This window comes from Leifsonia poae (assembly GCF_020009625.1).
Taxonomy (GTDB): Bacteria; Actinomycetota; Actinomycetes; order Actinomycetales; family Microbacteriaceae; genus Leifsonia; species Leifsonia poae_A.
In genome coordinates, this window is record NZ_JAIHLP010000002.1 from 394,066 (window position 1) to 415,098 (window position 21,033).

General features: G+C 68.3%; 17 protein-coding genes and 1 pseudogene. 9 read left to right on the plus strand and 9 right to left on the minus strand.

The window, feature by feature from the left end:
* Window positions 1-2,972 precede the first annotated feature (2,972 nt).
* From K5L49_RS20775 to K5L49_RS02615, 5 genes and pseudogenes are all read left to right on the plus strand, one after another.
* On the plus strand, window positions 2,973-3,512 hold the full coding sequence (locus K5L49_RS20775) for a DUF11 domain-containing protein (RefSeq protein ID WP_445158946.1): 540 nt from the start codon (window positions 2,973-2,975) through the stop codon (window positions 3,510-3,512).
* Window positions 3,413-4,309: pseudogene (locus K5L49_RS20780) on the plus strand (DUF7507 domain-containing protein); the annotation flags it as partial. The gene K5L49_RS20775 and the pseudogene K5L49_RS20780, both read left to right, overlap by 100 nt.
* Complete coding sequence (locus K5L49_RS02605; RefSeq protein WP_445158947.1) at window positions 4,289-6,256, plus strand: DUF7507 domain-containing protein; 1,968 nt, start codon at window positions 4,289-4,291, stop codon at window positions 6,254-6,256. The pseudogene K5L49_RS20780 and the gene K5L49_RS02605, both read left to right, overlap by 21 nt.
* Before the next feature lie 315 nt (window positions 6,257-6,571).
* The gene (locus K5L49_RS02610; RefSeq protein ID WP_223690466.1) at window positions 6,572-7,069 is read left to right on the plus strand and encodes an FBP domain-containing protein; all 498 of its coding nucleotides are present in this window, start codon (window positions 6,572-6,574) and stop codon (window positions 7,067-7,069) included.
* Window positions 7,070-7,137: 68 nt separating this feature from the next.
* Complete coding sequence (locus K5L49_RS02615; protein WP_223690467.1) at window positions 7,138-7,539, plus strand: DUF7144 family membrane protein; 402 nt, start codon at window positions 7,138-7,140, stop codon at window positions 7,537-7,539.
* A 9-nt stretch (window positions 7,540-7,548) separates the two neighbouring features.
* Here K5L49_RS02615 and K5L49_RS02620 read toward each other — a convergent pair whose 3' ends face one another.
* Window positions 7,549-8,022, minus strand: coding sequence for an NUDIX domain-containing protein (locus K5L49_RS02620; protein ID WP_223690468.1), 474 nt, complete (start codon window positions 8,020-8,022; stop codon window positions 7,549-7,551).
* 117 nt (window positions 8,023-8,139) lie between these two features.
* On the opposite strand from K5L49_RS02620, the gene K5L49_RS02625 reads away from it, so the two are divergent.
* From K5L49_RS02625 to K5L49_RS02635, 3 genes are all read left to right on the plus strand, one after another.
* Window positions 8,140-8,598: an NUDIX domain-containing protein gene (locus K5L49_RS02625; protein ID WP_223690469.1), complete on the plus strand. Its 459-nt coding sequence runs from the start codon at window positions 8,140-8,142 to the stop codon at window positions 8,596-8,598.
* A gap of 48 nt (window positions 8,599-8,646) precedes the next feature.
* Complete coding sequence (locus K5L49_RS02630; protein ID WP_223690470.1) at window positions 8,647-10,320, plus strand: bifunctional 3'-5' exonuclease/DNA polymerase; 1,674 nt, start codon at window positions 8,647-8,649, stop codon at window positions 10,318-10,320.
* 65 nt (window positions 10,321-10,385) lie between these two features.
* Window positions 10,386-11,234, plus strand: a complete 849-nt coding sequence (locus K5L49_RS02635) for a DUF1684 domain-containing protein (protein WP_223690471.1) — start codon at window positions 10,386-10,388, stop codon at window positions 11,232-11,234.
* On the opposite strand, the gene K5L49_RS02640 is transcribed toward K5L49_RS02635, so the two are convergent.
* Entirely contained in the window at window positions 11,231-11,800 is a 570-nt protein-coding gene (locus K5L49_RS02640) for a PadR family transcriptional regulator (RefSeq protein WP_223690472.1), read from the minus strand. The two genes, K5L49_RS02635 and K5L49_RS02640, sit on opposite strands and share 4 nt — an antisense overlap.
* Before the next feature lie 191 nt (window positions 11,801-11,991).
* Between K5L49_RS02640 and K5L49_RS02645 the strand changes: the two genes are divergently transcribed.
* Entirely contained in the window at window positions 11,992-12,495 is a 504-nt protein-coding gene (locus K5L49_RS02645) for a DUF3145 domain-containing protein (protein WP_223690473.1), read from the plus strand.
* Window positions 12,496-12,618: 123 nt separating this feature from the next.
* Here K5L49_RS02645 and K5L49_RS02650 read toward each other — a convergent pair whose 3' ends face one another.
* The 7 genes from K5L49_RS02650 to aceE form a co-directional block, all read right to left on the minus strand.
* Window positions 12,619-13,854: a beta-ketoacyl-[acyl-carrier-protein] synthase family protein gene (locus K5L49_RS02650; protein ID WP_223690474.1), complete on the minus strand. Its 1,236-nt coding sequence runs from the start codon at window positions 13,852-13,854 to the stop codon at window positions 12,619-12,621.
* A 122-nt stretch (window positions 13,855-13,976) separates the two neighbouring features.
* Window positions 13,977-14,225, minus strand: coding sequence for an acyl carrier protein (locus tag K5L49_RS02655; RefSeq protein ID WP_055893767.1), 249 nt, complete (start codon window positions 14,223-14,225; stop codon window positions 13,977-13,979).
* Between the two features lie 42 nt (window positions 14,226-14,267).
* Entirely contained in the window at window positions 14,268-15,272 is a 1,005-nt protein-coding gene (locus K5L49_RS02660) for a beta-ketoacyl-ACP synthase III (RefSeq protein WP_223690475.1), read from the minus strand.
* A gap of 9 nt (window positions 15,273-15,281) precedes the next feature.
* Complete coding sequence (locus tag K5L49_RS02665; RefSeq protein ID WP_223690476.1) at window positions 15,282-16,202, minus strand: ACP S-malonyltransferase; 921 nt, start codon at window positions 16,200-16,202, stop codon at window positions 15,282-15,284.
* A 70-nt stretch (window positions 16,203-16,272) separates the two neighbouring features.
* Entirely contained in the window at window positions 16,273-17,019 is a 747-nt protein-coding gene (locus K5L49_RS02670; RefSeq protein ID WP_223690477.1) for a phosphotransferase, read from the minus strand.
* 5 nt (window positions 17,020-17,024) lie between these two features.
* Window positions 17,025-18,320, minus strand: a complete 1,296-nt coding sequence (locus K5L49_RS02675) for a PucR family transcriptional regulator (protein ID WP_263298801.1) — start codon at window positions 18,318-18,320, stop codon at window positions 17,025-17,027.
* A complete protein-coding gene (gene aceE / locus K5L49_RS02680; RefSeq protein ID WP_223690479.1) occupies window positions 18,283-21,009 on the minus strand; it encodes a pyruvate dehydrogenase (acetyl-transferring), homodimeric type in 2,727 nt (908 codons plus the stop codon). The genes K5L49_RS02675 and aceE overlap by 38 nt, the downstream gene beginning before the upstream one ends.
* Window positions 21,010-21,033 lie beyond the last annotated feature (24 nt).

Sequence of the window (21,033 nt, forward strand, 5' to 3'; positions counted from 1 at the left end):
CGCAGACCGATCCAAACGGGTTCGGCTACCGACTTCTCGGCTATCAGAGCTGGACCGCTCCGTTCGCCGGCGCCACGATCGCCGCCGGCACGGGCGGCGCGTTGACGGTCACACTGGGAACCGTGACGGCCGGAACCTCTGCGAGCTTCACCGTCTACTACGGGATCAGCGCGACCGCCGGAAGCTACACCACGGACGTGGCGGGTGAGTTCTTCCCGGACGGGTTCGCGATCCAGAACAGCGTCACACTGGCGTCGACGACCGCTGTCGCCTCGACCACCGCGACCGCGTCCGCGGTGACGTGGCACAACACTGTGCCGAGCCCCAGCACTGTCATGACGCCCGGGTCGAGCTCCGTGCGCCCGGCACAGCAGGTGAGCTACCAGATCTATATGTCCAGCGGCGTGTGGGTCAACGGCGGGAGCGGCCGGATCGTCGGTTCGGCGGCCTACGTCGGCGCCGGCAGCTACGTCGTCGTCGATCAGCTTCCGCCCGAGGCCACCTTCGTGAGCACGAATGGCTCGGGCGTCTACGATCCGGTGGCGCGCACGGTCACCTGGAAGAGCGGTTCTGCCGCCGCTCCGGATGCCAGTACGGCGGGAGGCTGGGGAAGCACCTCCGCGAGCGGATGGACGACCCGCGGCGTATACACACCCCGGACGCTCGTGCTCTCGTACCCGGCCTCCGCTTTCCCTGATGCGGATGCGTCCGGCTGCAACTTCACCGCCGACGTCACCAACAACCTCACCGCCACGCTCACCTACCTGGACTCCGCCAAGACCCAGAAGTCCGCGACCACCTCCGCCACGACGACCGTCTCGTGCTACTCGCCGTTCGGCCGTGCCAGCACGGTGAAGGATTCCAGCGCAAACGCGTCCAGCGGCACCACCCGTCTCATCAACGTGCCGCCGGCGACCGCCGGCCTCACCTGCCCGGCGATCGGCTACGACGCCTGGGGTCGTGCCTGCACCGCGGGCGCCGCCCTCGCCGCGTTCGCCGACAACTCGCAGTACTGGGAGGTCGTCGTTCGCAACGCCGGCAACGTCCCCGGTGTCGCCGTCGTCAAAGACGACACCCTCGACCAGGCGGATGCGCCGGTCTACGAGATCAGCACCAGCTCGACGGCCACCATCGTCTACAGCCTGAAGTGCGGCACGGATGCTGCGACCTCGGCCACCGTGACCGGCACCATCATCACCTTGACGACAGCGCAGCGCCAGGCCGGCTGCCGCATCGTGTCGGCCACTGTCACCTCAGGCGCGATCGCGGCCGGCAACATCCGCCCGACCGACACCGGAGCCGGAACGGCGTTCACTGTCCACTACCGATACTCCGTCACGACGACCGCCCCGGTCGGTCAGACCCGTACGAACACCGCGACCGGCACCATGAGCTACCCGGGATACTCGCTGGCCGACATCGCCGGCTCGTCGGCGCACACCCTCCAGTTCCGCGCGCAGCCGCTGGTCGCACCGCCGACCGGTCCGAAGCCCTCGTTCTCGAGCTCCTTCGTCTCGGCGGCCGCCGTCAGCGGTGGCGGCAACGCGGTTCCCGGCCGTGACGTCACCTTCACCGTGCGTGGGGCGACCGCGAACATTCCGACCGGCGGAACGATCAGCCCGGAATACATCTTCATCGCGCCGGTCGGCTGGACGATCAACCCGAACGGCGCCTCCTTCGCGGCCGGCACCGTTCCAGACGGTGTCACCTTCCAGTACCGCACGGTGACGCTCGCCGGCGTCGACCGCCAGGCCGTCGTCGCCACGTGGCCAGACGCAGTCTCATTCGGTGTGAACGCCTCCTGGCCGACGATGTCGGTTGCCGCACAGCCGACCTACGCCGTCGCCCCGAACACCACGAGCGTCGCCGCTGCGTGGATGGGTGATGCGCAGGACCAGTACACGAACACCACGGCAACCTTCGGCGGCGCCACCCAAGACACCGGTGACATCGACGGCAACGGCTCCACCACCGATTGGTTCGCCACGACGACACAGAACATCGTCGTGTTCTCGTCGAGCGGGCTCAGTGTCGTCAAGGAGCTCTGCCAGGTCGACCCGGTCAGCGGCGCCTGCACCTGGGTGTCCGACCCGTCGAAGCTGATCCCTGTCGCTCCGAACGCGACGAACATCAAGTACCGTGTGACGTTGCGCAACACCGGCAACACCACCCTCACGAACACGGCGGCATACGATGTCCTCCCGTTCGTCGGTGACACCGGTCTGACCACCGGCACGCGCTCGACCTCGCGCGGATCGACGTTCCAGGAGACCCTGAGCGCGACCTCCGATGTGACCGGCCTCGTTCTCTCCTACTCGTCCTCGACGAACCCCGTCCGACCGGAGGTCGACCCGACCGCGCCGGGCACGGTCTCGGACTGGGGCGCCGGAGCCGCCGGCAAGAAGGCCATCCGGGCGGTCGCGGCCTCGCTCGCGCCCGGGGCGACCGCCTCGTTCGGCTACACGACCTCGGTCACGCCGGGCAGCGCACTCGACAGCAAGGCGTGCAACTCGATCGCCGTCGCCAGCGACCAGACGCTCGCCTCCGAACCGCTGCCGGTGTGCGCGACGACCGCCGAAGCCGATCTGCTCGCCCAGTCGCCCGCGACGCGGCAGGTGCAGCTGGAGCGCCCGAGCACGGTTCCCTTCACCTTCACGAACCTCGGCGGTTCCGCTGCTGCACCGGCCCAGATCAGCTTCGCCGTTCCCGCAAGTCTGACGGTCCGCCCGTTCACGGCTCCCGGATGGACGTGCACCAACCTCGCGGACGTGACCGGCCCGGCGATCATCACCTGCACGGCCGACACCGCGCTCGCGCTCAACACGCCGGTGACCTTCCAGGTGCCGGTTGTCCCGCACGCGAAGAATCTCACCATCGGCGCCGACATCGGCGGCGCATTCTCCGACCCGAACCTCGCCAACAACGCGACCTCCACGGTGTTGAATGTGCAGGATGCGGCCGGCCCGCTCACCATGACGAAGACGGACGGCGTCACCGCGGCCGTCACGGGACAGACGCTGGCATACACGATCACGGTCACCAATCCGCTGGCGTTCGAGGCCCTCGCCAACGTCGCCGTGAGCGACTCGCTTCCGGCGGGCGTCACCTTCGTCTCGGCCAATGGCGGGGGAGTGAACACGGCGGGCACGGTCTCCTGGACGATTCCGTCGATCGCTGCAGGCGGGAGTGCGCAGGTGCACGTGACCGTCACCGTCGATGACTCGGCCCTGACCTCTCTCACCAACACGGCGACCGCCAGCGTTTCCGACCCGGACTCCGCGGCGACGACGATGACGGCGACCGCAGCCGACACCGACACCGTCGACCGGCTCTCGCTGACGAAGACCGTGTCCATCGCCTCGACGGGGCGGCCACGGCCGGCGATATCGCGACATACACCCTCGTCGCATCGAACACCGGTGGTGGCACGCTCACGGGCGTCGCGATCGCCGATCCGCTCGCCGGGCTGTCGGCGCTCGCGTACGCCTGGCCCGGAGCCGCGGGAACCCTGACGAAGGGCCAGTCGGTCACGGCGACCGCCACCTACACGGTCACCCAGGCGGACATCGACAGCGGAAAGCTGACGAACGCCGCGACCGCGACCGGTGCCTCCGCCGGCGGTGGAAACGCCACCGCGTCGGCAACAGTCACCGCGCCCCTCAACGGGTCGCCGGGCATCCAGCTGACGAAGACGGCCTCCGCGCCGACCTCGACCGCGGGCGAGCTGATCACCTTCACCCTGAAGGCCGCGAACACCGGCAACACGACCCTGCACGATGTCGCCGTCGCCGACCCCCTGGCGGGCTTGACGGTCACCAACACGGCGTGGCCGGGTGCCGCTGGGGTCCTCGCCCCTGGTCAGACGGTCACGGTCACCGCGACCTACACGACCACCCAGGCAGACGTGGATGGTGGATCGATCACGAACACGGCGAACGCGACGGGTACCCCGCCGACCGGCGCCCCGGTCGCTGCCGCCGCTGCTGTCACCGTGTCGTTCGTCCAGCATCCGACGCTCACATTCGTGAAGACCGGATCGGTCCCCGACCAGGCCGACGTCGAGATCGGTGACACGGTCACCTTCCACTTCGCGGTCACAAACACCGGGAACACCACCGAGAAGAACGTCACCATCACCGATCCGATGACCGGGCTGTCTGCCGTGGGCTCGTTCGTGTGGCCCGGCGCCGCCGGAACCCTGCTTCCCGGCCAGACGATGACCGCTACCGCGACCTACCAGGCGACAGCGGCCGACATCGACAACGGCTCCGTGCGCAACACGGCGACCGTGACGGCCACCGCCCCCGGCGGGAACCCGACGGCGATCGGCGATGTGACGGTGCCGCTGGTGGCCGACCCGGTCATCCACCTGGAGAAGTCGGGAACACTCGCCTCGGGCGGCACGCCGAAGGCCGGTGACGTCGTGGACTACACGTTCACCGTGAGCAACGGCGCGAGCCTCACCCTCACCGGAGTGAAGATCGTCGACGGGATGAGCGGGCTCAGCGCCATCAGCTTCGGCACGTGGCCGGGCGCCTCCGGCCAGCTCGCCGCCGGTGAGTCGGTCACGGCGACGGCCTCGTACACGCTCACCCAGGCCGACATCGACCGCGGCACTGTCCTGAACAGCGCGACGGCGTCGGCCACGGGCGGCGGCAAGCCCGCCACCGGTGGCGCCTCCGCGACGGTCGACCTGACCCCGGCTCCGTCGGTGACCCTGACCAAGACGACGGCCTTCTCATCGAGCAGACCGACGGCGGGCACCACCGTGCCGTTCACCTTCACCGTCACCAACACCGGAAACGTGACGCTGAACGGGCTGGCGGTCGCCGACCATCTCGCCGGTGCCGGTGCCGGTGCCGTCACCTTCGGCTCCTGGCCGACGACGACCGGCACTCTCGCTCCGGGCGAGACGGTCGCGGCGACAGCCGACTACGCGCTCAGTCAGGCCGACATCGATGCCGGGTCGATCCTGAACACGGCGACCGTCAGTGGAACAGGCGCCCGCGGCGGCAGCGTGACGGCGGACGCCTCCAAGGGTGTGCCGCTCACGGCGGCACCGGCGATCTCGTTCGCGAAGACCGCCGTGCGGGGCGGAGGCGCCACACCGCAGGCCGGTGACGTCGTCACCTACACTTTGACGGCCGGCAATACCGGAAACGTGACGATCACCGGCGTCACCTTCAGCGACACGATGGCCGGGCTCAGCGCGATCACCCCGACCTGGCCGGGCACCGTGGGTACGCTCGCGCCCGGCGAGACCGCCACCGCAACGGCGACGTACACCCTTACTCAGGCCGACCTCGACAACGGCAGCGTCGTGAACGCGGCCTCCGTGTCCGGCAGCCCGGTGCGGGGGACGACCGTGGACGGCGACGACTCTGTGACCGTGCCGCTTGCGGCCGAGGGCGCGGTGACGCTGAAGAAGACGGGCGAGATCACCCAGCTGGTCGGGAAGCTCCCTGTGCCCGGCGACATCATCACCTACTCGTTCGAGGTGAAGAACACCGGGAACGTCACGGCCACCGCTGTGCAGATCGCCGACCCGCTTGCGGGTCTGAGCGCAGTCACCGTCGTCGGCTGGCCAGGCCTCCCGGGGGTGCTTGCGCCGGGGCAGTCGGTCACCGGGACGGCGACGTATGCGGTGACGCAGGCGGACATCGACACCGGCAAGGTCGACAACACGGCCACGGTCACGGCGCAACCCGTCCGCGGCAGCGCGCTGAGCGTCGACAGCTCCGCGACGGTGACGCTGCCCGGGGAGGATGGACTCGTCCTCGTCAAAAGGGCGCAGCTGGTCGACCCCAACAAGGACGGGGTCGCGCAGCCCGGCGAGACGATCAAGTACACATTCACGATCACGAACACCGGTACCCGGACGATCGCCAAGGTCGACGTGGCCGACAAGATGGTCGCGATCACGGATGGGGGCGTCAGCCTCGCACCCGGTGAGACCGTGACGCTTCATGCAGTCGACTACCGCACGACGGTCGCCGACGGGGCCCGCGGAAAGATCGTGAACACCGCGTCGGCGACCGGCGTCAATAGCGCCGGCGACCCGGTGACTTCGTCGGACTCGACGGCGACCGTGAAGGCCGACCCGCCGGCGTCCAAGGCCGACCCCTCGTCCGGCCTCGCGAGCACCGGCAGCAGCGTCCCCGTCGTTCCGATCGTCATCGGCGCGTCCCTGCTCGTGCTCGGGCTGCTGTCGGCTCTCGTCGCGTTCCTCCTCCGCAGGCGACGGGCCATCCGCTAGCCGCGCGGGTGACCTCGCCGAACCGACCCGCGACGGGCGGTGACCTCACAATGCGGTCACCGCCCGTGGTCCGTTCAGGTGGAGAAGGTATACTCGCGCTGTGTTCTCCTCATCCTCCGTCCCCGTTGCCCCTGCCGGGCGTTCGGAGGTCGTCGGCGTCGTCAACGCCGGCCTGAGATAGCGTCACCGCTCTCGACATCCGGCTCACCCCGCAGGGGAGAGCCGGGCGGCATCCGCCGCGACGATTCTTTGCGTCCGGGCAGCGCCCGTCGACGCCTGTGCGGCCTTCCGGCCGACCGAGAGGTGACCCATCCCATGATTTCCCTGACCGAACCCCTGATCCGTTCCTCCTTCGTCAACGCCTCCCGCAAGGAGGTCTCCGACATGTCGCTCCCGCTCGATTTCGCCGAGGTCGACTGGACTGCACACGACTACTTCGGGTGGCGCGACCGCAAGATCGCGCGACGCGGCTACGTCGTCGTCGAGCTCGACGACGCACCCGTCGGCATCCTGCTGCGCCAGGCGGAGGCGAAGTCACTGGCGCGCCCGCAGTGCTCCTGGTGTCAGGATGTGAACCTCAGCAACGAGGTGGTGTTCTACAGTGCACGGCGTGCCGGCCCGGCCGGCCGCAACGGCGACACCGTCGGTACGCTCGTCTGCGCGCAGTTCGGATGCTCCGCGAACGCACGGAAGCGTCCTCCGGTGGCCTACATCGGCTTCGATGTCGATGCGGCCCGTGCCGAGCGGATGGCCGTGCTGCGCGAGCGCGCCCGGAGTTTCGCTCGCTCGGTGCTGCACGGCACCGGGGCGTGACGCCCGGCCCGGACCGGCGTCCGGCCGCACCGGCACGCTAGGCTCTCTGACATCGAGAAGGGGCCCGAGTGAACGCTGCGGCCAGACGACCGGTCCGGGTCACATTCATCGCGGTCCTGACCTGGATCCAGGCGCTGTTCGACCTCATCGGCGGCATCGCGCTGCTGGTGCTCCAGAACGAGCCGGAGCTGCGCCTCCAGCTGGGCGGGCAGACCGGAGTGATCGTGACCGGGATCGTCCTCATCGCGCTGGGGCTCATCACGTTCGCGATCGCGCGCGGGCTGCTCCGCGGAAGTCGTACAGCCCGCGCGATCGTCACGATCGTGCAATTGCTGGCCATCGCTTCCTCGATGTACGCCGCCGCGCTGCTGCCGTCGCAGCTGCTCAGCGCTGTGATCAGCTCCGTGATCTCGCTGATCGTGATCGTCATGCTGTGGTCCGGCCGGGCGGGCGAGTTCTTCCGCGACTGATGCCGTCGGTCACTGGTCCGTTCGGCGCTGCTGCTCGGCCAGAGCGTCGAGCAGGGGACGCTGACCTTTCGTGAGCTTCGATCGCGCCTGATCGAGCGGGAACCACCGGGCGTCGTCGATCTCCGGGAAGTCCTGCACCGCGCCGGAATGCGGAGGCCATTCCAGCGAGAACGTGTTGCTCCGCACGTCCGGCGGGTCGAACGCCGCTTCAGCGGCGAACACCGTGAGGGATTTACCCGACGAGAGCCTGAACTCCCCGAGAAGACGGTAGTCGGCCTCCGGTGCGGGAGTGCCGACCTCCTCGCCGAACTCGCGTCGCGCGGCGGCGAACTCGTCTTCCGTGTCTTCTATGAGACCTTTCGGAATCGACCAGGCGCCATCATCCTTACGCTCCCAGAACGGGCCACCCATGTGGGCGATCCACACCTCCAGGGCCGGGGTGCGTCGGTACAGCAGAAGGCCAGCGCTTCTCACCGCGGGCATCGGACGCAACGCTCGTCCCAGATCATGGCTTCACCCTAGGCCGGCAGCGACTGCTGTGGCCGAAAGACGCCGTAACCGCGGTCGGACCGTGTCACCGACGCGACTAACGTGGGAAGGGTGAACTCCGGCGATGCGTGGGTCGAGGGCCCGAACGGCGAACGATTCTGGGGCAGGTTCGGCGCGGCCGGGCTCCTGGTGCACGACCGCCTACGCGGCATCCTGCTGCAGCATCGCGCGGATTGGAGCCATTTCGGGGGCACCTGGGGGCTTCCCGGTGGTGCACGGCACGAGGGCGAGTCCGCTGTGGACGGGGCTCTGCGCGAAGCCAATGAAGAAGCAGCCGTGCCCGCCGACGCGGTGGAGGTGCTTTTCACCAGTGTCCTCGACCTCGGATTCTGGTCGTACACGACGGTGGTCGTGGAGGCGGTTCGGCCGTTCGCAGAGCGGATGGCCGACGTCGAGAGCATCGAGTTGCGCTGGGTGCCCGTCGCCGATGTGACCGCGCTTCCCCTGCATCCTGGTTTCGCCGATTCCTGGCCCGAACTCCGGGCCCGGCTGGTCGCATTGGCCGAATAGGGACGGGCAGCGCGCGGGGATGTCGTCCGCTTGACCGAGAATGGAAGCGTGCACATCGTTCTCGACCGTTCCGGAGCGACGGTCGGCGCGATCCGCTTGGACGACGCGGGAGCGGTCATCGACGAGCGCACCATCCCGGCCGACGATCTGGTCGACTTCGTGCGCACCGCCGAGGCGGAGTCGCCCCGCTGGGTCTGGAACGACACGCGAGCCTGGTACCCGCGGCTACTCGCTGCCGGTGTGCGGGTGTCGCGGTGCGTCGACCTGCAGCTGAGCCATCGCATCGTGCGGATGTCGACGCTCACGGCCGAATCGGATCTGGCTCGGGCCCTCCCCGGCCCCTGGGACACCGCTCCCGAACTCGACGAGGAGCCCGAGCGCCGGCACACCGCACTATTCGAGTTCGAGGTCGACGGTGCGGAGGCGCACGCGTCCCCGCTCGACGAGTTCCGCGCCCAGAGCAACGCTGTCGCGGCGTGTGCGGAGCCCGGCCGCATCCGGTTGCTGCTCGCGGCGGAATCGGCCGGCGCGCTCATCGCGTCGGAGATGCGGTTCGCGGGACTCCCGTACAGCGTTGCACGTCATGACGCCCTCCTGACCGGTCTTCTCGGTCCCCGACCGCTCGCCGGTGCTCGACCAGCAGCGCTGGAGCAACTTCTCCTGGAGATCCGGGACGCCCTGGAGAGCCCGACCCTCAACCCGGACAGCCCTCCCGAGCTCCTCCGCGCCCTCCAACGAGTGGGACTGATGGCCACCTCCACCCGCTCGTGGGAGCTGCGTGAGCTCGAGCACACCGTGATCGAGCCGCTTCTGCAATACAAGAAGCTCTCCCGACTGCTCACGGCGAACGGCTGGGCCTGGCTCGACGCCTGGATCGTCGACGGACGATTCCGCCCCGACTACGTCCCCGGCGGCGTGGTCACCGGGCGCTGGGCGACCCGCGGCGGCGGCGCGCTGCAGCTTCCGCGGCACGTGCGGGGAGCGGTCGTCGCCGACCCGGGCTGGAAGCTGGTCGTGGCGGATGCGGCACAGTTGGAGCCGCGCATCCTCACCGGGCTGTCCGGCGACACCGCCATGGCCGAGGCCGGGCGCGGAAAGGACCTGTACGAGGGCATCGTGGCCTCGGGAGCGGTCGACGAGCGGGCACACGCCAAGGTGGCGATGCTGGGGGCCATGTACGGCGCGACCACGGGGGAGAGCGGCCGGCTGCTGCCCCGGCTGACGCGCGCCTTCCCGCGCGCCGTGCGTCTTGTCGAGGAGGCGGCCCGAGCCGGGGAGCGGGGTGAGATCGTCACCTCGCGTCTCGGCCGCAGTTCGCCGAAACCCGGGCCGTCGTGGCTGGCGGCCCAGTCGGTGGCGTCGGGCGCGGAATCGACCGATGCCGACGAGCGTCGTGCGCGCAGCCAGGCACGCGATTGGGGCCGGTTCACCCGCAACTTCGTCGTGCAGGCGAGTGCAGCGGAGTGGGCACTGTGCTGGATGGCGGGGCTGCGGAACAGACTCACCGAGCTCGCGCCTTCCGCCCGCATCGGGGAGGGGCCGCACCTGGTCTACTTCCTGCACGACGAGGTCATCGTGCACGCTCCGGCCTCGCTCGCCGAGCGCACCGCAGAAGCCGTCGTCGACTCGGCGGCCGAGGCCGGTCGGCTGCTCTTCGGCGGGTTCCCCGTGGAGTTTCCGGTGACGGCCGCCGTCGTCGACGACTACGCCCAGGCGAAATGACCCGGCACGGCATAAACCTGTGTCGGTGTTGGTTGTCTTGCACGAACTGACCGAGGATGGAGACCATGACCGACACCGCCCCCGCCCCCACCGATCCCCGCGAGATTCTGGCGAGATACCGCCAGCGCCGCGAACAGGCCGTCACCGCACCGAAAGGCAACTTGGCGCTTGTGAACACGCAGTGGATCACGGGCGACCCGGCAGCGCCGGCGCAGCAGATCTGGGGTGTTCCGGGCCTGTGGTCGCCGCTCCCGGCCGGTCAGTCCGGACTGAAGGTGACGGCTGCCGCGGCAGACGGGATCGTGGTCGACGGGCAGCCCGTCGACGGCGAGGCGATCGTGCGAGGCAAAGACGACCCGGAACCGAGCGAGATCCGGTTCGCCGATGGCGTGACCGGTTTCGTCATCGCGAGCGAAGAGGGCGAGTACGCGCTGCGGGTCTGGGATGCGAACTCCGAAGCGATCCAGGAGTTCGGCTCCATCGACGCGTTCGATTTCAACCCCGAGTGGATCATCCAGGCCGCCTTCACCCCCATCGATGGCGGCAAGACGGTCGGTTTCGAGCATCTGAAAGACGAGGGAAAGACCCGCGACATGGTCGTTCCGGGCGAGATCACCTTCACGAAAGACGGTCTCGAGTACAACCTCGCCGCGTTCAAGTCGGGCCGGGCGCTGCAATTGGTGTTCGCTGACGCCACCAACGGCGACTCCACCTACTCGGTGGGTCGCTTCCTCTTCGTGGCGCCGAACCCCGACGGCACGGTCACGCTCGACTTCAACCTCGCCGTGCTGCCGCCCTGCGCGTTCAGTTACAACTTCAACTGCCCGCTCCCGCCGAAGCAGAACCGTTTCAGCGTGCCGATCGAGGCGGGGGAGAAGAACGTCCTGAACAAGGCCGGCGAGCTGCTGCACTAGGTTTCGTCGCGCACGGCCGGACGGCGTCCCCGGCGGGGCCGCTCGAGCAGCCGATGCTGCAGCAGTGCGTCGGGATGCGCGATAAGGGCGGCCGTCACCTCGTCGATCCATTCCAGTGCGGCGCGGGCTCCGAGTTCGGCCGCACGGTTTGCCGCGAGTGCCGCCCGCGAGTCGGCGTCGTGGCTCAGTTCGCGGATCGCCTCCGTGAAAGAAGCCCGGTAGTCGGCGAGCACAGCGAGCACATCCGTGTCGGGGAGCGAGGCCGCGATCAGCACGCGGTCTTGCAACTCGTCCCAATCGGGGCGCGCATCCCTCGGACCGCGGGTCAGCCAGGCGCGGGCTCGGTCGGCGCCTGGCGAGGTGAGGGAGTAGAGCGGCAGGCCGTCCTCGGTCGCACCGGCCGATTCGACCAGTCCTTGGTCGACCATCCGGTCGAGCGTCGAATAGACCTGGCCCGCGTTCAGCGATCGGCGGTGCGCCGCCCGGGCGAGGAAGTCGCTCTGCAACTGCGAGCCGTAGGCGGGCCCGAGAGTGAGAAGCGCCAGAAAGCCGTTCTGAACCGACATACTCAGTATGCTATTCCTCCGCCGGCGCGACACGCCTCGTGAACCGCCGAATCACAATCTTGTAACTTCGCGGGGTTCTAGGGCATAATTCAAATCGTCGGCCGATGTGCCGATCCAATTTCATACCGTGCCCGTGGTTTTCATCTCGATTGGTCGTTGGGGAAGACGTACCGAATCGAATGGAGGAAACCATGGCAGCACACGCAGCTCGGGGAGTGCTCTACGTGCACTCCTCACCTGGCGCGCTCTGCCCCCACATCGAGTGGGCGGCGGGCCGCGCGATCGGTCGTGCCGTGAACTTCAGCTGGGAGGCACAGCCGGTGCTGAAGGGCGCCCAGCGCTCCGAATACTTCTGGGAGGGTCCGCAGGGGACCGGTGCCTCGATCGCCTCTGCCCTCCGCGGCTGGGAGCACCTGCGGTTCGAGGTGACGGAAGACGCCGGCCTCGGAACCGACGGGGGCCGATGGATGCACACGCCCGACCTCGGAATCTTCTTCGCCCAGACCGACACCGCCGGCAACATGGTCGTCCCCGAAGACCGGGTGCGCTACGCGATGGAGATCGCCGGAGCGAACGCTGTCGAGCTGCACCGCGAACTGCGTCTGGCGCTCGGCCAGGCGTGGGACGATGAGCTCGAGCCGTTCCGGCACGCGAGCGACGTCAACTCGGTGGTGTGGTTGCACAAGGTCGGCTGAGCCGCCCCGACACTCCCGCGGCGGGCAGGATCAGGCATCACGCGCTGCCGCCCGCACGCGGTGAAACGAGAAGACCCCGACCGGGGAACCGGTCGGGGTCTTCTCGTCGTTGTCGTCGAACGATCAGACCGAACGGATCGCCACGACGGCGTTGTGGCCGCCGAAGCCGAACGAGTTGCTGATCGCGAGTTGAGGTCCGCTGCCGAGCGGCTGCGCCTCGCCCGAGACGGAGAGCGAGATCGCAGGGTCGAGTTCGGAGATGTTGATCGTGGGCGGGGCGATCCGGTCGCGAAGGGCGAGGATCGTGAAGACAGCTTCGAGTGCGCCCGTTCCGCCGAGCAGGTGACCGGTGGAGGCTTTGGTGGCCGACACCGGGATGTCGCTGATCCGTTCGCCGAAGACCGCACGAAGCGCGGTGTACTCGGCCGGGTCGCCGACCGGGGTGCTTGTCGCGTGCGCGTTGATGTGCGTGACCTCGTCGGGAATGGCACCTGCCTGTCCGAGCGCGAGATTCACCGCCCGGATGGCCCCCCGGCCCTCGGGGTCGTTGGCCGTGATGTGGTACGAGTCGGCCGTGACGCCGCCTCCGACGATCTCGGCGTAGATCTTGGCGCCGCGCGCCAGGGCGTGCTCTTCGGTCTCGAGCACGAGGCTGGCCGCTCCCTCACCCATCACGAAACCGTCACGGTCGACGCTGTACGGCCGCGATGCGGTGGCCGGGTCATCGTTGCGGCGCGACAGAGCCTGCATCGACGAGAATGCCGCCATCGTGATCGGGTGGATGGCCGACTCGGTTCCACCGGCGATCACCACATCGGCCAGACCCGCCTGCAGGTGGGTGTATGCGTTCACGAGGGATTCGGTGCTCGACGCGCACGCCGATGCGACGGTGTGCGCGAACGCCCGGGCCTCGAAGTGCATCGACACGGCCGCGGACGCCGCGTTCGGCATCAGCATGGGCACGGTCAGCGGCATGACGCGACGCGGTCCGCGTTCACGGAGAGTGTCCCAGGCGTCGAGCAGCGTCCACAGGCCGCCGATGCCCGTCGCGTAGTCGACCCCGAGACGTTCGGGGGCGACATCGGGCGAGCCGGCGTCGGCCCAGGCCTCCATCGCCGAGATGAGGGCGAACTGGCTGGACGGGTCGAGGCGCTTCGCCACGGGACGTTCGAGAACGGCCTCCGGTCGAACCTTCGCCTCAGCGGCGAACGTCACGGGCAACTCGTACTCGGCAACCCAATCGTGCTCGAGGGTGCGAGCGCCGGAGACACCCGCGAGAAGAGCCTCCCAGCTCTCCGGGGCGGTACCACCGAGCGGCGACGAGGCGCCGATACCGGTGACGACGATCTTCTTGGTCATAACAACACTTCTCCGTTGGTGAGGAACGCGGGGGCGCGGAAGGCGCCCTCGATCGCGGGATGGGCCGGCCCGGAGATGCCGAGCCGGCCGCAACCGCGAAGGAAGATTCTTCTTGCGGGTGCTTAGGCCTGGGCCTTGACGATGAACTCGACGGCGTCGCCGACGGTCTTGAGGTTCTTGACCTCTTCGTCGGGGATCTTCACGTCGAACTTGTCCTCGGCGTTGACCACGATGGTCATCATCGAGATGGAGTCGATGTCGAGGTCGTCGGTGAACGACTTGCCCAGCTCAACCGTGTCGGTCGCGATGCCGGTCTCGTCGTTGATGAGCTCGGCCAGGCCGGCAAGAACTTCTTCGGTGGACAATGCCATGTGTTTTCTCCTTGAGGGGGTGTCGTTTGACCGTTGAACAGTTTAGGGCAGCACGACGACCTGCGCGCCGAACACCAGTCCGGCGCCGAAGCCGATCTGCAGTGCGAGGCCGCCGCTGAGCTCCGGATTCTCCTGCAGCAGGCGGTGTGTCGCGAGGGGGATCGAGGCCGCCGAGGTGTTACCCGTCGTCTCGATGTCCCGTGCGATCGCCACGGATTCGGGCAGTTTGAGCTGCTTGGCGAACTCGTCGACGATGCGCATATTGGCCTGATGCGGAATGAACGCGGCCAGCTGGTCGCCCGTCACGCCGGCCGCATCCAGCGCCTGCTTCGCGACCTTGGCCATCTCCCAGACGGCCCAGCGGAAGACGGTCTGGCCTTCCTGTCGAAGCGTTGGCCACGCCGCGACGCCGTCGCGGAAGTCGACGAGCGTTCCGTCCATGCCGACGGCGTCGGCCTTGGAGCCGTCGGAGCCCCAGATCGTCTTGGAGATGCCCGGGTACTCGCTCGGCCCGACCACGACGGCGCCGGCGCCGTCACCGAGAAGGAACGAGATCGTCCGGTCGGTGGGCTCGACGATGTCGGAGAGCTTCTCGGCTCCGACCACGAGAACGTAGTGGGCTACGCCGGTGCGGATGAGCGCATCCGCCTGCGCGATGCCGTAGGTGTAGCCGGCGCAGGCAGCGTTGATGTCGTAGGCGGCGGCAGGGTTGGCGCCGACCCGATCGGCCAGCACAGCGGCCAGCGACGGGGTCTGCCGGGAATTGCTGATCGTGGCGACGATCACCGCATCGATGAGCTCGGGGTCGACGCCGGACTTCTCGATCGCCTCGCGCGAGGCCTCGGTGGCGAGGTCGACGGCAAGCAGATCATGGCTGGCCCGAGTGCGGGTGATGATGCCGGTGCGCTGGCGGATCCATTCATCCGAGGAGTTGATCGGCCCGACGAGGTCGTCGTTCGGCACGATGAGGTCGCCGCGGGCGGCCCCGACGGACAGGATGCGGGTGTACTGCGGGCCATGGGCCTGCTGCAGCGTGGGGTGGGTCATCCGTGCTCCTTAGGCGGTCTGGTCGATGAGGTCGAACGCGGCGGGCAGATCGTCCGGTGTCTTGATGGCGACGCTGGGAACACCCTTGAGCCCGCGCTTGGCCAAACCGACGAGGGCGCCGGCGGGCGCCAATTCGATGATGCCGGTGACGCCCGCGGACTGGAACGCCTCCATGCTGAGATCCCAGCGGACGGGCGAGGAGACCTGGCCGACGAGGAGGTCGACGAACTCGACGCCGGAGGCGACTCGGGAGCCGTCTCTGTTGGTCCAGATCGGCAGTGTCGGGTCGGCCGCCGTGAGCGTACCCGCGAAATCGCGGAGGTGGGCGACGGCGGGCTGCATGAAGCGTGTGTGGAACGCGCCCGCTACCTGCAGGGGGATGACCCGCGCACGCGCGGGCGGGTTCTCGCCCAGCTGGGCAAGCGCGTCGAGGGCACCGGCGACGACGATCTGCCCGCCGCCGTTGAAGTTGGCGGGGGAGAGACCCAGCTGGTCGAGGAGGGCCAGCAGCTCCGCCTCGTCGGCGCCGATCACGGCGCTCATCCCGGTCGGGGTTTCGGCGGCAGCGCGGGCCATGGCGGCGCCGCGCTCACGCACGAAGGCGACGGCATCCGTCTCGCTGAGGATGCCCGCGCCGGCGGCCGCCGTCAGTTCGCCCACCGAGTGACCGGCGATTCCTCCGATGCGGTCACGTCGGCCGTCAGCGAGCAGAGCGGAGAGCGTGAGCAGCCCGGCTGCGACGATGAGCGGCTGAGCCACAGCCGTGTCGCGGATCGTTTCGGCGTCGCTGACCGTGCCGTGTGCGACGAGGTCGATGCCGACCGCATCCGAGATGCCGGTCAGCTGATCGCGGAAGGAGTCTTCGCTGAGCCAGGGTTCGAGGAATCCGGGGGTCTGGGAGCCCTGTCCCGGGCACACGATCACAATCACGGGTTCTAGTCTGCCAATCCTCCGCTGAGCGGATGTGTCGGTTGAGTACGAAGTAATCAGAGAAGCTTTGTCAGTTTGCTTCAAATTGGGGATCGGTGAGCAAACGGCCGACGGCGACGGCCTCGCGCTCGTAGTACTCAGCGTCGTCGCGAAGCGCCGGCTTGCCCAGCTCTTCCGCCTTGCGCACCGAATGCTCGGCGAGGTCGTGAAGCCGCGTGATCGCGAGCCGCACCACGTCGCCGCGACTCGACACCGAGCCGTAGGCGGCGAGGATGAGGTCGAGCCGTCGGCCGATCTCGTTCCAGCCGGGGGCGCCCGGGGGCGCCTCACCGGTCAGTGGCACGACGCGGGTCGCAAAATAGGCGATGTCCCAGAGCCGAGGACCGGGCGAGCACATGTCGAAGTCGATCGCGCCGAAGAACTCGCCGTCGCGGAAAGCGAGATTGTGCGGAGAGAAGTCGTTGTGGCAGATCACCTCGGCCGGAACCTTGGTGGGCGACTGCCAGATCGCGCCGTCGAGCCCGAACCCGATCGACGCATCGTGGAGCTGGCGGAGGCGCCTGGCTCCCTCCACCGCGATGCTGTCGGCCCAGACCCACTCCGGCAGCGGGTAGACCGGCACCGTTCCCTCGATGAACGACAGCACTTCGCGGTCGCCCTCGATGCCCTTCGGCCGGGGCGCCCAATCGACGCCGTTGCGAGCGATGTATGCCAGATAGCGGTGAACGGTCGGCGTCCAGGGCCCGGCGATACGGCGCACCGTGTCGCCGTCGCGGTGAATGACGTTCATGTTGCCGCCGGGCAGCGAATCGACCATGCGGGTCACCGCCGCGGGGCGTCCGGCTCGTTGATCGAGCCGACGATCAGCGCCGCTTGCAGGATCAACGCCTCCCGGGCACCGGTGGCGTCCCAGCCGATCACCTCAGAGACGCGCTTCAATCGGTAGCGAACGGTGTTCGGGTGCACGAAGAGCTCGCGAGCCGTCGCCTCGAGGGAGCGGCCGTTGTCGAGATAGCACCACAGCGTCGTGAGCAGTTCGGTGGAATGCGCCTGGAGCGGGCGGTAGATGCGATTGATCAGAGTGGCACGGGCGAGTCCGTCGCCGGCGAGCGCGCGCTCGGGAAGCAGATCGTCGGCGTGCACCGGTCGGGGGCAGTTGCGCCAGGCCTTCGCGACGGCGAATCCGGCGAGAGCCGCTTTCGCGCTCTTGGAGGCGTCAACGAGGCTTGTCACTTCGTGGCCGAGCACAAGATGCCCCGCGCCGAAGCCGGGCTCCAGCTGGGCGGCGATCTCCAGAAAGCTGACCACCGGGGTGGCTCCGATGCTCTCCTCGGGCGCGGCATTGCTCGGCCAGGCACGACCGATCACCAGAACGAGTCGGCTGCCTTGCACGCCGATGAGCACATCCGCCGACATGTGCCGAGCGGTGCGCCGCAACTGATCGACATCGAGCATCTTGGGCGCGGTGCCCACGAGCACGCTCACCTCGCCGTGACCGTGCCACCCGAGCGCGGCAATGCGGCTGGGCAGCTCATCGTCGTACTCGCCGGTGAGGATGCTGTCGACTACGAGGGCTTCGAGCCGCGCATCCCACAGCCCGCGGGCCTCGGCGGCGCGAGCGTAGACGTCGGCCGCACCGAAAGCGATCTCGCGCGAGTAGAGCAGGATGGCTTCCCGCAACGGCTCGCCGCCGTTCTTCACGCGATCCTCGACGACCTCGACCGTCACCTTGATGAGCTGCAACGTCTGCTGCAGACTCACCGAGCGCAGCAGCTCGCGCGGGGCCGCGCCGAAGACATCGGCCGCGATCCACGGTGTCGAGCGGGGGTCGTCGAACCAGGAGATGAACGAGGAGATGCCGGCCTGCGCGACAAGCCCGACCGCGGACCGCCGCCCGGGAGGCATGTCGCGATACCACGGCAGGGTGTCTTCAAGCCGTTTCAGAGTGGCGGTGGCGAGTTCCCCGGAGATCTTCCGGAGCCACACGAGGGTGTCGGCCTTCGTCTTCGCCGCCGCCGCTCTGTTCACGGTGTCCGCTTTCGTCACGGGCGTACTTGGCACGAGGAGCCTCGCCCGCGTGTCAGCTCTCGCCGCCGGCGGAACCGGTGGTGCCGGCATTCACGTCGTGCAGCAGGTACTTCTCGATCGCCCAGGCCGGAGCGTTCGGGTCGACCCTGCCCTGAGCTGCGAGCAGCTCGAGGGTGCGGACCACGAGGGACGGGCCGTCGATCTTGAAGAACCGGCGCGCAGCGGGCCGGGTGTCCGAGAAGCCGAAGCTGTCGGCACCGAGCGTCGCGAACTCGCCGGGGACGAACTGCCGGATCTGGTCGGGCACGGCGTGCATGTAGTCCGTCGTCGCAACGAACGGGCCTTCGGCACCCTGCAGCGTGCGGGTGACATACGGCACCTGCTTCTCCTGCTGCGGGTAGAGGAAGTTGTGCTCCTCCGCCGCCAGGCCATCGCGGCGGAGCTCGCCCCACGAGGTGACACTCCACACATCCGCCGACACGCCCCAGTCCTGAGCGAGCAGGTGCTGCGCTTCGAGTGCCCACGGCACTGACACGCCCGAGGCGAGCAACTGGGCCTTCGGCCCCGGAGCGTCGGAGGCGCGGAGCTTGTAGATGCCGCGGACGATGCCGTCCACATCCACACCCTCCGGCTCGGCCGGCTGCACGATCGGCTCGTTGTAGACCGTGAGGTAGTACATGACGTTCGGATCAGGGTGGTTCCCGCCGTACATGCGCTCAAGGCCGGCACGCACGATGTGGCCGATCTCGTAACCGTAGGCCGGGTCGTAGGCGACGACAGCCGGGTTGGTCGACGCCAGCAGAGGCGAGTGACCGTCGGCGTGCTGCAGACCCTCGCCCGTGAGCGTGGTCCGCCCTGCGGTCGCGCCGATCATGAACCCGCGCGCCATCTGATCGCCGGCCGCCCACAGGGCGTCGCCGGTGCGCTGGAACCCGAACATAGAGTAGAAGACGTAGACCGGGATGAGAGGCTCGCCCTGGGTGGCGTACGTCGTTCCGATGTTGGTGAACGCGGCTGCGGCGCCGGCCTCGTTGATGCCGACGTGGATGATCTGGCCTTGCGGGCTCTCCTTGTAGGCCAGGAGGAGCTCACGGTCGACCGAGGTGTAGTGCTGGCCGTTCGGGTTGTAGATCTTCGCGTTCGGGAAGAACGCGTCCATGCCGAAGGTGCGGGCCTCATCCGGGATGATCGGCACGATGCGGTGGCCGAAGTCCTTGGAACGGAGCAGATCTTTCAGCAACCGTACGAACGCCATGGTGGTGGCGATCTCCTGCGTGCCGGAGCCCTTCTTCGAGATCGCGTACGCCGAGTCGTCCGGCAGGTTCAGCTGCGTGTACTTGCTGCGCCGTTCGGGAACGTAGCCCCCGAGAGCGCGGCGGCGCTCGTGCAGGTACTGGATGGCCTCGTCCTGAGCGCCGGGGTTGTAGTACGGCGGCAGGTACGGGTTCTCTTCGAGTTGAGCGTCGCTGACCGGGATGCGCATGGCGTCACGGAACGTCTTCAGGTTGTCGAGCGTCATCTTCTTCATCTGGTGGGTCGCATTGCGCCCCTCGAAGCTCGGCCCCAGACCGTATCCCTTGATGGTCTTGGCGATGATGACGGTCGGCTGGCCTTTGTGCTCCACGGCCGCCTTGAACGCGGCGTAGACCTTGCGGTAGTCGTGGCCGCCGCGCTTCAGGTTCCAGACCTCGTCGTCGCTGTAATCCTTGACGAGCTCCAGCGTGCGCGGGTCGCGGCCGAAGAAGTTCTCGCGCACATAGGCGCCGTTCTCGGTCTTATACGTCTGGTAGTCGCCGTCCGGCGTCTGGTTCATCAGGTTCACCAGCGCACCGTCGGTGTCGCGGGCGAGCAGATCATCCCACTCGCGGCCCCAGATGACCTTGATGACGTTCCAGCCGGCGCCGCGGAAGTAGCTCTCCAGCTCCTGGATGATCTTGCCGTTTCCGCGCACCGGGCCGTCGAGACGCTGGAGGTTCGCGTTGATCACGAAAGTGAGGTTGTCGAGCTTCTCATTCGCGGCGACCTGCAGCTGTCCGCGGCTCTCCACCTCGTCCATTTCGCCGTCGCCGAGGAACGCCCAGACGTGCTGGTCGCTGGCATCCCTGATACCGCGGTTGGTGAGATACCGGTTGGCCTGCGCCTGGTAGATCGCGTTGATCGGGCCGAGACCCATCGACACGGTCGGGAACTGCCAGAACTCCGGCATCAGGCGCGGGTGCGGGTAGGAGGAGAGCCCGCCACCGGCGTGCGACTTCTCCTGGCGGAAACCGTCGAGCTGATCGGCGCTGAGCCGGCCCTCGAGGAAAGCGCGCGCGTACGTACCGGGGGAGGCGTGGCCCTGGATGAAGATCTGGTCTCCACCACCCGGGTGGTCCTGGCCGCGGAAGAAGTGGTTGAACCCGACCTCGTAGAGAGCGGCGCTCGACGCATACGTCGAGATGTGACCGCCGACCGCGATGCCCGGACGCTGCGCCCGGTGCACGAGGATCGCCGCGTTCCAGCGGATCCAGGCGCGGTAACGGCGCTCGATGTCCTCGTCGCCGGGGAACTCCGGCTCGTTGTCGGGAGAGATGGTGTTGATGTAGTCGGTGGTCGGAACCATCGGCACACCGAGGTGCAGTTCTTTGGAGCGCTTCAGCAGGCTCAGCATGATTTCACGAGCACGCTCGTGACCATGGGCCGCAACCAGTGCGTCGAGGGATTCCTGCCATTCGGCGGTTTCCTCCGGGTCCGAATCGATGTTATTCACCGAGTACGGGTCCTGGTCGTTTACAGTCACCCTCGACCTCTTTCTTGTGTGGGA